The sequence below is a fragment of the Streptomyces sp. NPDC001380 genome (assembly GCF_042895785.1).
Taxonomy (GTDB): Bacteria; Actinomycetota; Actinomycetes; order Streptomycetales; family Streptomycetaceae; genus Peterkaempfera.
Window position 1 is genome coordinate 17,670 of record NZ_JBIAWP010000034.1, and the last position, 13,880, is coordinate 31,549.

11 protein-coding genes are annotated in these 13,880 nt (G+C 77.4%); 6 read left to right on the forward strand and 5 right to left on the reverse strand.

What is annotated here, in order from left to right:
• Positions 1–343 precede the first annotated feature (343 nt).
• Positions 344–1,114, forward strand: coding sequence for a ComF family protein (locus tag ACFY07_RS26885; RefSeq protein WP_390872134.1), 771 nt, complete (start codon positions 344–346; stop codon positions 1,112–1,114).
• A gap of 72 nt (positions 1,115–1,186) precedes the next feature.
• Here ACFY07_RS26885 and ACFY07_RS26890 read toward each other — a convergent pair whose 3' ends face one another.
• The 4 genes from ACFY07_RS26890 to mtnA form a co-directional block, all read right to left on the reverse strand.
• A complete protein-coding gene (locus ACFY07_RS26890) occupies positions 1,187–2,932 on the reverse strand; it encodes an LpqB family beta-propeller domain-containing protein (protein ID WP_390872135.1) in 1,746 nt (581 codons plus the stop codon).
• A gap of 112 nt (positions 2,933–3,044) precedes the next feature.
• Entirely contained in the window at positions 3,045–5,027 is a 1,983-nt protein-coding gene (gene mtrB / locus ACFY07_RS26895; protein ID WP_390872136.1) for an MtrAB system histidine kinase MtrB, read from the reverse strand.
• Between the two features lie 220 nt (positions 5,028–5,247).
• Positions 5,248–5,925: an MtrAB system response regulator MtrA gene (mtrA, locus tag ACFY07_RS26900; protein ID WP_230747857.1), complete on the reverse strand. Its 678-nt coding sequence runs from the start codon at positions 5,923–5,925 to the stop codon at positions 5,248–5,250.
• Between the two features lie 3 nt (positions 5,926–5,928).
• Positions 5,929–7,050: an S-methyl-5-thioribose-1-phosphate isomerase gene (gene mtnA, locus ACFY07_RS26905; protein WP_390872137.1), complete on the reverse strand. Its 1,122-nt coding sequence runs from the start codon at positions 7,048–7,050 to the stop codon at positions 5,929–5,931.
• A 202-nt stretch (positions 7,051–7,252) separates the two neighbouring features.
• On the opposite strand from mtnA, the gene ACFY07_RS26910 reads away from it, so the two are divergent.
• The 5 genes from ACFY07_RS26910 to ACFY07_RS26930 all read left to right on the forward strand — a co-directional run bounded on the left by ACFY07_RS26910 (position 7,253) and on the right by ACFY07_RS26930 (position 13,011).
• The gene (locus tag ACFY07_RS26910; RefSeq protein ID WP_390872138.1) at positions 7,253–8,485 is read left to right on the forward strand and encodes a hypothetical protein; all 1,233 of its coding nucleotides are present in this window, start codon (positions 7,253–7,255) and stop codon (positions 8,483–8,485) included.
• A 5-nt stretch (positions 8,486–8,490) separates the two neighbouring features.
• Positions 8,491–9,222 carry a DUF4129 domain-containing protein gene (locus tag ACFY07_RS26915; protein WP_390872139.1) on the forward strand — a complete coding sequence of 244 codons (732 nt, stop codon included), beginning with the start codon at positions 8,491–8,493 and terminating at the stop codon, positions 9,220–9,222.
• Positions 9,219–10,553, forward strand: coding sequence for a DUF4350 domain-containing protein (locus ACFY07_RS26920; protein ID WP_390872140.1), 1,335 nt, complete (start codon positions 9,219–9,221; stop codon positions 10,551–10,553). The genes ACFY07_RS26915 and ACFY07_RS26920 overlap by 4 nt, the downstream gene beginning before the upstream one ends.
• 80 nt (positions 10,554–10,633) lie before the next feature.
• Positions 10,634–11,563 carry an AAA family ATPase gene (locus ACFY07_RS26925; protein WP_390872143.1) on the forward strand — a complete coding sequence of 310 codons (930 nt, stop codon included), beginning with the start codon at positions 10,634–10,636 and terminating at the stop codon, positions 11,561–11,563.
• A 137-nt stretch (positions 11,564–11,700) separates the two neighbouring features.
• The gene (locus ACFY07_RS26930) at positions 11,701–13,011 is read left to right on the forward strand and encodes a DUF58 domain-containing protein (protein ID WP_390872141.1); all 1,311 of its coding nucleotides are present in this window, start codon (positions 11,701–11,703) and stop codon (positions 13,009–13,011) included.
• 22 nt (positions 13,012–13,033) lie between these two features.
• Here the strand turns inward: ACFY07_RS26930 and ACFY07_RS26935 are convergent, their stop codons facing one another.
• Positions 13,034–13,576: a GNAT family N-acetyltransferase gene (locus tag ACFY07_RS26935; RefSeq protein ID WP_390872142.1), complete on the reverse strand. Its 543-nt coding sequence runs from the start codon at positions 13,574–13,576 to the stop codon at positions 13,034–13,036.
• Positions 13,577–13,880 lie beyond the last annotated feature (304 nt).

Consider the following 13,880-nt stretch of genomic DNA (forward strand, 5'->3'; position numbering starts at 1 on the left):
CCGCCCTGCGTTCACCCCGCGGCCGGGGCGGCGGCCGGAACTGTTTCCCTCACCACTTCCTCCCCACCAGGGACGGCTGAAACCCCATGGAACACCCCTCCGGGGGTTTCCGCCTCCCCGGCGGACGCGTGGCGCACGGAGGTGCGCGCCCGGCGGCCGGAGGGCGGGGCACCACCCCTCGGACACTTGTTCCGTAGCCGAACATAGCCGTCGGCGGCGGCCCGGACACCGGTTCGACGCGAACGGCCCCCTTTCGGATGAACGTGCGGGAAAAGGGCCGCGGATCCCCCCGTACCCGCGCACTCTGGTCCCGCCATCCGGCATCCGCCGCACGGAGGGGGAAGTGCCCGTGGACGCCCTGCTCGACCTGCTGCTGCCCGCACGCTGCGACGGCTGCGGCGGCACCCGCGGCCGGCTGTGCCCCGGCTGCCGGGCCGCCCTGGCCGCCGCACCGGCCCGTCCGGCCCGGCCGGACCCGCCGCCCCCGGGCCTGCCGCCGGTGTACGCGGCCGCCGTGTACGAGGGGCCCGTCCGCGGGCTGCTGCTGGCCCACAAGGAGCGCGGTGCGCTCGGCCTGGCCGGCCCGCTGGGCGCCGCCCTCGCCGGAGCCGTGCTGGCCGCCCTGGGCGAGGAGCCCCTGGCGGGGGCGTCGGCCCGCCGGGACCGGGCCGGCCCCGCGCCGCTCCTGCTGGTCCCCGTGCCGTCCGCGCCCCGGGCGGTGCGCGCCCGCGGACACGACCCCGTGCACCGGCTGGCCCGGGCCGCGGCCCGGGAGCTGCGGCGGTCGGGCGTGCCCGCACGCGCGCTCGGGGCCCTGCGGCCCGTCCGCGCCGTCGCGGACCAGGCCGGTCTGGGCGCGGCGGACCGGCGCCGCAACCTCGCCGGGGCCCTGGCGGTGCGCCGGGCACCCGCGGCGGCGCTGCGCTCGGGGCGGGCCGTCCTGGTCGACGACCTGGTGACCACCGGTGCCACCCTCGCCGAGGCCGCGCGGGCCCTGGAGGCCGCGGGTGTCCGCGTACCCGTGGCGGCCACGGTCGCGGCCACCCCCCTGCGGGCGCCCCGGAGGTGCCGAGGCCGGGCGGGCCCCGGGGTTCGCCCGGTCCGGTCCGGGTAGTCGGTCAGTCCGGGCAGGCGGTCAGTCCGGGCAGGCGGTCAGCACGGGCAGGCGGTCAGCACGGGCAGGCGGTCAGTCCGGGTAGGCGGGCGCCATGGCGTTGCGGGCCACCGCCCGCCACTGCCCGTTGGGCCCGAGCCGGTAGATCTTGTGGTCCTTGGAGTCCGCGTACACCGGTGCCTGCGGGTCCTCCGAGGCGGCCACCGTGGTCATCCCGTCGATCCCCTGGAGCGTGGTGTCCTCGCTGTGCGAACCGTCGACGCCCACCAGCTGGGGGTGCTTGACGCCCTCGGCCTCCCTGCCCAGCACCACCAGCTCGTCGGTGTCGGACCACGACACCGCCGTGACGTCCACCAGCTGGGGCGCCACCGGGCGCAGCGCGGTGATCACCGCCTGCGGCGCCTCCGCGCCGCCCGAGCGGCGCACCAGACCGATCTCGACCGTCCGCGTGTGCCCGTCCGTGAGCAGCAGCGCCACCCGGATGCCGTCCGAGGAGATCCTCAGCCCCTGCACGGTCCGGCCGCCCAGTCCCCGCACCGCGACGCGGTAGGGGCGGCCGCCCCGGACCATGAGGACCTGCGGCGCGGCGGGGTCGCGGTCGGCGATCCACAGGTCGCCGTACCCGTCCCAGGTCGGCTCGGAGAGGCCGTCCGGCACCTTGCTGGTGACGCCCGTCGGCAGCAGTTTGGCGCCGTCCGCGAGGCCCGTCTCGTACAGCTCCCTGCCCCCCTGCCCGACGGCGGCGGCCAGGCCGCCGTCGCGGCGCACCGCGACCCGGTCCATCCGCGGCTGCTGCTGGGGGGCGCCCAGCGGGCCGGGGACGGGGGTGCCGCCGGACTCCTCGTCGCGGGACAGCCGCAGCAGCCGCCCGTTGGCGACGTCCTGGTAGTACAGGTCGTCCGCGCGCTCCGGGGAGTAGGCGTCGGCCTGTCCGGCGGTGACCTCGCAGCCGCGGGTCCCCCCGGGGTCGGCCACCACCACCCGCCTGATGCCGGCGGCCTGGTCGGCGAGGGTGCGCAGCAGTTGCACGGCCATCCGCCGGCAGGTCTCCGGACGGCTCTGCAGGTCGCGCACGCTGACCTTGACCTCGGCCGTCCCGCCGTCGTCCGGGGCGGTGTTCTGGGACAGCACGGAGACGCCGTCGAAGGCCGACGAGACCACCGGGGCGAGCCAGCGGGACGGGCCCGCGGCCAGCGCCCTGGCGGCCTCGGTGAGCGGGTCTATGCGGCGGCGCAGGTAGATCGGGTCGGGCACCAGGACCGGCTGCCGCGCCGAGGGCCGGGAGGGGTCGGCGGCCGCGAAGTAGTAGCGGCTGACCCGCTCGTAGACGTTGCGGAAGTTGGTCTCGTTGAGGATCAGGCCGTCGGGGAGGCGGGAGATGCGCCACTCGCCGTTCTGCCTGGCGAAGGTGAACGAGGCGTGGAAGTCCCCGGCCGTCGGCCGGAACGTCTTGTTGGCGTCCAGCTCGGCCATCGCACTGCCGTGGACGGTCACCTGCCGGGTGCGGGCGCCGGCGGTGCCGGGCTGCACCTCCGGGTTGCCGGTGAGCACCACGACCCTCGCCTCGGGGCGCCAGCGCCTGGCCTCCGCCGTCGTGAGGTACTCCTTCGCCGTGGTGTACCCGGCCTCGTCGCCGATGGTCGCGTCGAGGAAGTTCCGCAGCAGCTCCTGCGGTTCGAGGCCCTTCTGGGGGTGCACGGGGAAGACCCGCACCTGGAGGTTCTGGTCGTCCGCGTGCTCGGCGGCGTTGACCTCGGCGGCGTCGCCGCTGTCCGGCATGGCCGCGCAGCCCGCGAGCAGCAGCACCAGGGGCACCACCGCGGCGAGCATCCGGCCGCAGGCCGGACCCGTACGCCCGGTACGGCCCGCGCCGGGCGCACGGGCGCCCGGTACGGCGCGGTCGGCAGCCGCCTGCCCGGCCCCCCCGCGGTCAGTCCGCCTCCGCACCGTCCCGCTCCTCCCCTGCCGTCCCGGCCGCTCCCGGACCGTCCGCCCCCGGCCGTCCCGTCCCGCGCTCCACCACGACGTGGGCGCCGGTCGCACCGTACCCCGCGGAGGCCGCCCGGACGTCGGAGGGGTCCGCGGAGGGGCGGCGGGCCGTCCGCCCGCCGGGGCCGAGCCCCGGGCCTATGGTGAGCACCCCGCCGAGGCCGGGCCCGAAGCCGTTCCCGCCGCCCTCCGCCGCCTCCTCGGCCCCCGCGTCGGCGGGCCGGCCGCCGGCCGGGCGGGCGACCCTGCGGTACGGGGTGCCGGGCGCGCCCAGTCCGCGGTTGTGCAGGGAGTCCTCCGGCTCCAGCGGGATCGGCGAGCGCCCGATCTCGGCGCCCCTGGTGCGGGGCACGGTCAGCCGGAACTGCGAGCCTCCCCCGGGCTCGCCCCACGCCTGCAGCCAGCCGCCGTGCAGGTGGGCGTCCTCCAGGGCGATGGACAGGCCGAGGCCGGTACCGCCGGTGGTGCGCTGCCGCGCCGGGTCCGCCCGCCAGAAGCGGTGGAAGACCCGCGACGCCTCGCCGGGCTTGAGGCCGATGCCGTGGTCGCGCACCGCGACCGCGACCGAGCCGTCGCCGGAGGCCAGCCGGACCACCACGTCGCGGCCCTCGCCGTGCTCCAGGGCGTTGACGACCAGGTTGCGCAGGATGCGCTCGATCCGCCGGGGGTCGACCTCCGCCATCACGGGGTCCTCGGCGCCGCGCACCAGCAGGGCGCTGCCCTTGGCCTGGGCCAGCGGCTCCGCCGCCTCGACGACCCGGGCGACGATCTCCCGCAGGTCGGCGGGCTCGGCGTCCAGGACGGCCGCGCCGGCGTCGAAGCGGCTGATCTCCAGCAGGTCGGAGAGGAGGGACTCGAAGCGGTCCAGCTGGCTCTGCAGCAGCTCGGCGGAGCGCGAGGAGGCCGGGTCCATGTCCTCGCGGCCCTCGTACAGCAGGTCGGCGGCCATCCGGACGGTGGTGAGCGGGGTGCGCAGCTCGTGGGAGACGTCGGAAACGAAGCGGCGCTGCACCCGCGAGAGCTCCTCCAGCTGCCGGATCTGCGCCCACAGGGCGTTGGCCATCTCGTTGAAGGAGTCGCCGAGCCGAGCGATGTCGTCCGTGCCGGTGACCTTCATCCGCTCGTCGAGGTGGCCCGCGGCCAGCCGTTCGGAGATCCCGGCGGCCATCCGCACGGGCGTGACGACCATCCGGACCACCATCCAGGCGATGGCGCCCAGCAGCACCACCACGAAGACGCCGGCGGTGGCCAGGGTGCCGGTGACCAGGCCGAGGGTCTTGCTCTCCTGGCCGAAGGGGAAGACGTAGAAGAGCTGGTAGGCGGTGCTGTCGGGGCCCACCAGCTGCTTGCCGATGGCCAGGCCCGCCTCGGTGCGCGGCCCCTCGCCCTGGTCGCGCCGGATGACCGTCGGCTGCTCCTGGACGGTCCCCGGGTGGTCCGCCAGCCGCTGCTGGAGCTCGTCGGGGATCGACTGGGGGGAGACGTTGCCGGTGCTGCGCGGGGAGCGCACCCCGGACACGTCGGTGGTCGGCGCCGCGGGGGCGGACGGCACGAGGGCGACGACGGAGTACACGCCCTGGCCGCTGCTGGCCAGCTGCTCGACCTGCCGGGTGATCCAGTCGCCGATGTCCTCGGCGGCGGCCGGGGCGGTGCCGCTGCCGGCCTTGTTCGGGAGGTCGCGGGCGTCGTCGATCTGCTTCTGCGCGACCGAGAAGCCTCCGGCGGCCTGGCTCTCCGCCACGTGCTTCTTGGCGTCCAGCAGGCCGGTGCGGACCTGCGCCATCACCACCACGCCGAGGAGCAGCACCACGCCCAGCGACAGCACCAGCGTGGTGGCGACCACCCGCAGCTGGATGGAGCGCCGCCACAGCGCGACGGCGCGGCGGAACGGCCGTCTGGCGTGGCGGGCGGCGAGAGCGACCATGGCCGCGATCCCGCGGTGGCCGCCCGGTATACGGCTCGCGCCGGACGGCGCGTCCCCGGCTGCGGGTTCGTCCGGGGCCGTCGGGCCGCCGGTCCTGCCGCCGGCCGGGCCGGCGCCGGGGCCCACCGGAGGGAGGTCCGCGGCGGCCGGGCCCCGGGACGGCGACTCCCCGCCCGCGGTGCCGCGCGGCGGGGAGTCCTGGTCGTGCTGCCCGCTCACGTCAGCTGGGTCCGGCCTTGTAGCCGACGCCGCGCACGGTCACCACGATCTCGGGCCGCTCGGGGTCCCGCTCGATCTTGGAGCGCAGGCGCTGCACGTGGACGTTGACGAGCCGCGTGTCGGCGGCGTGCCGGTAGCCCCACACCTGCTCCAGCAGGACCTCGCGGGTGAAGACCTGCCAGGGCTTGCGGGCGAGCGCGACCAGCAGGTCGAACTCCAGCGGGGTCAGCGGGATGGACCGGCCGTCGCGCTTCACCGAGTGGCCGGCGACGTCGATCACCAGGTCGCCGATGGCCAGCTGCTCGGGGGTGGGCTCCTCGGCGCGGCGCAGCCGGGCGCGCACCCGGGCCACCAGTTCCTTGGGCTTGAACGGCTTGATGACGTAGTCGTCGGCGCCCGACTCCAGGCCCACGACCACGTCCACGGTGTCGCTCTTGGCGGTGAGCATGACGATCGGCACCCCGGACTCGGCCCGGATCTGCCGGCAGACGTCGATGCCGTCGCGGCCGGGCAGCATCAGGTCGAGGAGGACCAGATCGGGCTTGCTCTCCCGGAACACGGCCAGTGCCTTGTCCCCGTCCGCGACGAAGAAGGGCTCAAAACCCTCCCCACGCAGAACGATGCCCAGCATCTCGGCCAGTGCGGTGTCGTCGTCGACGACCAGGACGCGTCCCTTCATGCTTCACATCGTCTCATCACTCGATCGTGACATGGCGCACAGCCGTGCCATCCCGCTCACATCCACCGGGGAGACTACGCCCTTCTCGGTGACGATCGCGCTGATCAGTCCGGGCGGGGTGATGTCGAAGGCCGGGTTGTAGGCGGGCGCCCCGGGCGGTGCGACCGCGACCCCGGCGTACTCGGCCACCTCGTGCGCGGCCCGCTGCTCGACCTCCACGTCCGCCCCGCCGGGGGTGTCCGGATCCACGGTGGTGGTGGGCGCCACCACCACGAACGGCACGCCGTGGTGGCGGGCCAGCACCGCCAGCGGGTAGGTGCCGACCTTGTTGGCGGTGGAGCCGTCGGCCGCGATCCGGTCCGCCCCGACCAGCACCGCGTCCACCTGGCCGGCGGCGAGGAGCGAGCCGGCGGCGTTGTCCGCCAGCAGGGTGTAGGGCATCCCGGCGCGCGCAGCCTCGTACGCGGTCAGCCGGGCGCCCTGCAGCAGGGGTCGGGTCTCGTCCACCCAGAGCCGCCGCAGCCGCCCGGCGCGGTGCGCGGCGAGCGCCACGGCCAGGGCGGTGCCCTCGCCCCCGGAGACGAGGGCGCCGGTGTTGCAGTGGGTGAGCAGCCGGTGGGTGCCTCCGGGCAGGAGCCGGTCGAGGAGGTCGAGCCCGTGGGAGGCCATGGCGGCGCTGGCGGCGGCGTCCTCCCGGTGCAGGGCGCGGGCCGCCTCCAGCGCCGCGGCGGCCGCGCCGTCGAGGTCGCCGGGCTTCTCCGCCAGGTGGTGCCGGTGGGCGTCGGCGGCCCGCCGCACGCCGACGGCCAGGTTGACGGCGGTGGGCCGGGCCCGGGCGAGCTCCTCGGCGGCGTCGCCCACCGAGCAGCCGCGGGCGGCGGCCAGCGCCACCCCGTACGCGCCGGCCAGGCCCAGCAGCGGGGCACCGCGCACCGCGAGCCGCTGGATCGCCTCGACGAGGGTCCGGGTGCTGGTGCAGGCGATCTCCCGCTCCTCGCCGGGGAGCAGCGTCTGGTCGAGCAGCACCAGGACGGGGCCGTCCGGGGAGTCGTCCCAGCGCAGGGCCCGCAGGGGCGGCGGGACGGGCGCGGGGGCGGCGGGACAGGCAGCGGGAAGATCGGTCATCGCCCCAGTCTGCACCGGCGGCACCCCGAACTGAACAGGGCGCACGCCCGGACGCGGCCCGGCGGGACCGGTCCCGCCACCGGCCGGAGGCTGTCACCCGTACGGTGCAGTGCGCGCGATCGGGCCATGGCACGATGGGCGCCACACGAACGGCCCCTCACCCCCGTGACCGCCGTCCGGTGGCACCCGCGAAGGAGCAGCGATGACCGACAACCCGGGCTGGGCACCGCCCGGTTCGCCCGAGCCGCCCCGCGAGGACGGCCGCCCCCAGGGCGGCGCCTCCGCTCCGGGAGGCGTGCCCGGCCCGTCGGCACCGCAGGACGCCCGGCCCGCGGACGCGGGACCGCAGGACACCGCGCCCCCCGCGCAGGACGCCCCCGGCCAAGGCGCGGCACCGGGCTGGGGGACTCCCCCGCCCGGCCCGCACCCGGGGGCCCCGTACCCCGGCGGCCCCTACCCGCCGCCTCCCCCGTTCGCCGGCGGCTGGGCCGTCCCGCTCGCGCCCAAGCCCGGCGTGATCCCGCTGCGCCCGCTCGGCGTCGGCGAGATCCTGGACGGCGCCGTCTCCACCGCCCGCCGCTACTGGCGCACCGTGCTCGGCATCTCCCTGACGCTCGCCGTCCTCAGCTCGGCCTCCAGCGTCCTCATCCAGTGGGGCACCCGCTCCGACACCCTGTCCCCGGCCGCGGACGCGGCGGGCACCGCTGTCGACTACCTGGTGCTCCTCCTGGCCGGGCAGGTCGCCACGGCCCTGCTGACGGTGGTGGTCGGCCGGGGCATCCTGGGACGGCCGGTGTCGCTCCGGGAGGCGTGGGCCGACGTCCGGCCGCGGCTGCTGCCGCTGCTGGGGCTGGTCCTGCTCCTGCTGGTGATGGTGGTCGCCGTCGGCGGTGTGCTGCTGGCCCCGGGCATCGCGGCCGCCGCGTCGCACGCCGACCCCGCGGTCCTCGGCGTGGGCCTGGGCCTGGGCCTCCTGGCCGCGACGGCCTGCATCGTCTGGCTGTGGATCCGGTTCAGCCTCGCCGCCCCCGCCCTGATGCTGGAGAAGCAGGGGGTGTTCGCCTCCCTGTCGCGCTCCGCCCGCCTGGTGCGCGGCAGCTGGTGGCGGATCTTCGGCATCACCCTGCTCGGCCTCGTGGTGAGCTGGGTGATCAGCACGATGATCCTGCTGCCGTTCACCGTCGTGGGCCTCTTCGCGGGCGGGATCGACGCCGTGCTGAACCCGCAGGCCGACTCCGGACCGCCGCTGCTCACCCTGGTGATGCTCGGCATCGGCTCGGCGGTCGCGACCACCCTGACGCTGCCCTTCACCTCGGGCATCAACGTCCTCCTCTACGTCGACCAGCGCATCCGCCGCGAGGCCCTGGACATCGAACTGGCCCGCGCGGCCGGTCTGCCCGGCTTCGGCGAGGCGCCCGCCGCAGCGGGGGCCTGACCGGCGTGGGCAGCTGGGGGGAAGGGCTGCGCGCCGCCGTCCTCGCCGACGGCGGCGCGCCCGTCACCGTCGGCCGGGACGCGGCGCGCGAGGCGGCCCGGCGCGAACTGTCCGACCCGGCCTACCACCGCAACGACCCGGGCCTGGCGGAGCGCCTGCTCTCGTGGGTGTGGCGGCAGCTCGACCGCCTCCTGGGCCTGATCGGCGGCACCGGCACGGGCGGCACCGCCGGGCTGGTGCTCTTCGGGACCGTGCTGCTGCTCGCCGGCGCAGCCCTGTGGTGGCGGCTCGGCGCCCCCCGCCGGACGGCCCGCACCGCCCAGGGGCAGTTCCTCGGCGACCGGCGCCGCACCGCCGCGGAGCACCGCGCCGCCGCCGAACGGCACGCGGAGGCCGGCCGGTGGTCCGACGCCCTGCAGGAGCGCACCCGCGCCCTCGTCCGCTCCCTGGAGGAGCGCGCCCTCCTCGACGAGCGCCCCGGCCGCACCGCCGACGAGGCCGCGGCCGCGGCCGGGCAGGTCCTCCCGGAGCACGCCGAGGCCCTCCGCCGCGCCGCCCGCACCTTCGACGGCGTCGTCTACGGCGGCCGCCCGGCCGGTCCCGAGGCGTACCGGGAGGTCGCCCGCCTCGACACCGCCCTGCTGCGCGCCCGCCCCGCGCACCCCGTCCCCGCCGGCACGGCGGCGGGCAGCACGGCGGGCGGCAGCACGGCAGGCGGAAGCGGAGGACACGTATGAGCACCGCGGCACCGCATCCCCCGGCCACCGGCGCGCCCTCCCCCGCCACGGCTCCTCCCGCCGCCGCGCCCCCCGCCGCCACCTCGCTCGCGCCCACCGCCGGCAGCCTGTGGCGCCGCTCCCGCGGCTTCCTCGCGGCGGCCCTCGTCCTGGTCCTCGGCGGCCTGCTGTACGCGGGGCTCCGCGCCGAGACCCGCTACCCCCCGCTCGACCCGCGCTCCACCGCCCCGGACGGCGCCCGCGCCCTGGCCCGGCTGCTGGAGCGGCAGGGCGTGGCCGTGGACACCGCCCCCGGCGCCGGCAGGGCCCTGGACAGCGGACGCCCCACCACCGTGCTGCTCACCCGCGCGCACACCCTGACCGCCGCCCAGCTCCGGGAGCTCGGCAGCACCGTCCACGCGGGCGGCGGCCGTGTCGTCCTGGTCGCCCCGGACCCCGCCGAGCTCTCCGCCCTCGCCCCCGGCACCCGCCCCGCAGGCGGCGGTGACGCTGACGGCGGCGGTGCCGGGGACGCGCCCGACGGTGCGGCCGCCGTCCGCCCGGCGAGCACCGACCCCCGCTGCACCCTGCCGGAGGCCCTCCGCGCCGGCAGCGCGGAACTGGGCGGCGTCCTGTACCTCCCCGGCGGCCGCGCCGACGCCTGCTACCCCCGCGGCGGCGCGTTCCCGCTGGTCCGCAGCCTGCAGGGCGCGGGTGACACCGTCGTCGTCGGCTCCGGGCGGTTCCTCACCAACGACCGGCTCGACGACGACGGCGACGCCGCCCTCGCCCTCGGCCTCCTCGGCGCGCACCGGCGCCTGGTCTGGTACCTGCCGGACGACGGCCGGGCCACGGCGGCGGGCGGCGGCACGAGCCCCGCCGCGCTGGTGCCCGCCGGCTGGCGCTGGGGCGCGGTCCAGGCCGCCGTCGCCGCCGTCCTCGCCGCGCTCTGGCGGGCCCGGCGGCTCGGCCCGGTCGTGACGGAGGAGCTGCCCGTCGTCGTACGGGCCTCCGAGACCACGGAGGGCCGCGCACGCCTGTACCGGCGTGCGAAGGCGCGCGACCGGGCCGCCGACGCCCTGCGCCACGCCGCACGCACCCGGCTCGCCGCCGTCCTCGGCGTCCCGGGCGGACCCGGCCCCGAGCCGGTCGCCCTGACCGCCGCCGTCGCCGCCCGCCTCACCGGCGGGCCCGTGCCCGGCGCCGGCCCGGCGGACGGCCCGCACTCCGGGGGCCGCGCCCCCTCGGAGGTGCACGCCCTGCTGTACGGTGCGGCCCCGGCCGACGACGCCGCCCTGCTGCGGCTCGCCGACGATCTGGACACCCTGGAAAGGCAGGTACGACAGCCGTGACCGAGCACGACGCCCGGCCCACCGCCGCATCCGGCACGGGCACCCTCCCGGCCGGCGCCCCGCGCGACCCCCGGCAGGCCCTGGAGGCGCTGCGCGCCGAGATCGCCAAGGCCGTCGTCGGACAGGACTCGGCCGTCACCGGCCTGGTCGTCGCGCTGCTCTGCCGCGGCCACGTCCTCCTGGAGGGCGTCCCCGGCGTGGCGAAGACCCTGCTGGTGCGCACCCTGGCCAGGGCCCTGCGGGTCGGCACCAAGCGCGTCCAGTTCACCCCGGACCTCATGCCGGGCGACGTCACCGGCTCGCTGGTGTACGACGCACGGACCGCCGAGTTCTCCTTCCAGCCCGGCCCGGTCTTCACCAACCTGCTGCTCGCCGACGAGATCAACCGCACGCCGCCCAAGACCCAGGCGTCCCTGCTGGAGGCCATGGAGGAGCGCCAGGTCAGCGTCGACGGCACCCCGCGCCCGCTGCCCGAGCCGTTCCTCGTCGCCGCGACCCAGAACCCCGTCGAGTACGAGGGCACCTACCCGCTGCCCGAGGCCCAGCTGGACCGCTTCCTCCTCAAGCTGGTCCTGCCGCTGCCGGCGCGCGACCACGAGGTGGAGGTCCTCACCCGCCACGCGGGCGGCTTCGACCCGCGCGACCTCGACGCCGCCGGGGTGCGGCCCGTCGCCGGTCCCGAGGACCTCGACGCCGCCCGCGCCGAGATCGCCCGGGTCGTCGTCGCGCCCGAGGTGCTGGCGTACATCGTGGACGTCTGCCGCGCCACCCGGGAGTCGCCGTCGCTCTCCCTGGGCGTCTCCCCCCGAGGGGCGACCGCCCTGCTGGGCACCGCCCGCGCCTGGGCCTGGCTCGCCGGCCGCGACTACGTCACCCCCGACGACGTCAAGGCGCTGGCCCTGCCGACGCTGCGGCACCGCGTGCAGCTCCGCCCGGAGGCCGAGATGGAGGGCGTCACCGCGGACTCCGTGATCCAGGCCGTCCTCTCGCACGTGCCCGTCCCCCGCTGAGCCGCCGCCGGACGCCCCCGCCCGCCCTGCCGCCCCCGCGCCCCGGCACCGCCCGGCCCGCCCGGCGGCCGACCGGGCGTCGGGCCCGGCCGGGGGCATCCGCCCCACCCCGACCCCCCGACCCCAGGAGCCGCCCCATGGCCCTCACCGGCCGCACCGCCCTGCTCGCCCTGGCCGGGGTCCTGGTCGTGGGCCTGCTCCTGCCGTCCGCCACCGGCGTCGGGCTGGTCTGCGGAGCGGTCCTGGCGGGGGTCGCCGCCGACCTGCTGCTGGCCGCGCCGGTACGCAACCTGCGCCTCACCCGCTCCGGCGACACCTCGGTCCGGCTCGGCGAGAGCGCCCGCGTCACCCTCACCGTCGAGAACACCGGCCGCAGGCGGCTGCGCGCCCGGATCCGCGACGCATGGCCCCCGAGCAGCTGGACGTCCGGCAGCGAGCAGGCCGCCTCCCGCCACCGCGTCGACGTCCCCGCGGGCGAGCGGCGGCGCGTCACCACCGTGCTGCACCCCACCCGGCGCGGTGACCGCCCGGCCCACCGGGTGACCGTGCGCTCCACCGGCCCGCTCGGCCTGGCCGCACGGCAGGGGTCCCACACCGTCCCCTGGACGGTGCGGGTGCTGCCCCCGTTCGCGAGCCGCCGGCACCTGCCCTCGCGGCTGTCCCGGCTGCGCGAACTGGACGGCCGCACCTCGCTCCTGACCAGGGGGCAGGGCACCGAGTTCGACTCCCTGCGGGAGTACGCCCCCGGCGACGACGTGCGGTCCATCGACTGGCGGGCGTCCGCCCGCCGGTCCGCCGTCGCCGTCCGCACCTGGCGGCCCGAGCGCGACCGCCGCGTCCTCGTCGTCCTCGACACCGGCCGCACCTCCGCCGGACGCGTCGGCGACGCGCCGCGGCTCGACGCCGCGATGGACGCGGCCCTGCTGCTCGCCGCCCTCGCCACCCGGGCCGGCGACCGCGTCGACCTGCTGGCCCACGACCGCCGGGCCCGCACCTCCGTGCAGGGACGTCCCGCCGCCGAGGTGCTGCCGTCGTTCGTGAACGCCATGGCCGTCCTGGAGCCCGCTCTGGTGGAGACCGACATGCGCGCCCTGGTGTCGGCAGTGCTGCGACGGGCTCCGCAACGCTCCCTCGTCGTCCTGCTCACCACGCTCGACGCCGCACCCGCCGAACAGGGCCTGCTGACCGTCCTGCCCCGGCTCACCGGACGCCACGAAGTGCTGGTCACCTCCGTGGCGGACCCGCGGACGGAGGAGATGGCGGCCGCCCGCGGCACGGTGGAGGCCGTCTACGGGGCCGCGTCCGCCGAGCGGACCCGCGCGGCCCGCCGGCAGACCGCGGAGCGGCTCGGCCGCCACGGTGTGACGGTCGTGGACGCGCCTCCGGAGGAGCTGCCCCCCGCCCTCGCCGACGCGTACCTGGCCCTCAAGGCCGCAGGTCGGCTGTGACGATGCCGGCAGGGCCGGCTGCTCAGCCCCCGCCGTACTCCATCTCCAGCTCCGACAGGGAGGGGGCGGGCGGGTAGGGCACGGTCCCGCCCGTCTCCGTGAACCCCAGCCGTCGGTAGAACGCGAGCGCCCGCCCGTTGTCCTCACGGACGAAGAGCCGGACCCGCTGAGCACCGGCCTCGTCGAAGGCCCACGCCAGCGAGCCGCGGACGAGCGCCTCCGACGCCCCGACCCGGCGCCCGCGCTGCTCCGGGGCCACGTACACGCCCACCAGGTCGATCTGGGGCTTCAGCGCGTCCGGCTCCTGAAAGGCCGTCACCATGCCGAGCCAGCGGCCCCGCCCGCCCACCTGCTCGATGATGTGGGTCGACGTGAGCCGGCCGTCGGGCCGCACCGCCGCGCCGGACCCGTACCGTGCCCGCGCCTGCCACTCGGTGTCGGACATCATCCGCTCCGTCGCGTACTGGGAGACGAAGGCCGCGGGCGCCTCCTGCAGTGCCTCCAGCCGCAGGTCCCGCAGCCTCAGCCACTCGTGGGCGGCAACCCGCCTCACCAGATACCTCATGGAGGGGATCCTGCCACTTTCTCCTGACCGGGGTATTCGAATCTTTGACCAGCCGAGGAGAGGAGCGGTCCATGACGCCCGTCCTGCGGCCGGCGGACGTGCGGAGGACCATGCCGGAGCCTGCGGCGGCGACACGTGGCGGGCGGCACAGTCGTCACCGACTCGGCGGAACCGGCCTTCCCCGGCACCTGGGGAGTACCCGGACAACAGAAAGGGGCCCCGCCGCCGTCCCCGGCCACGAGGCCCCTCCCGGACCCACCCCATCCCCCGACACACGCGCCCGCAGACGCGCGCAGACGCGAAA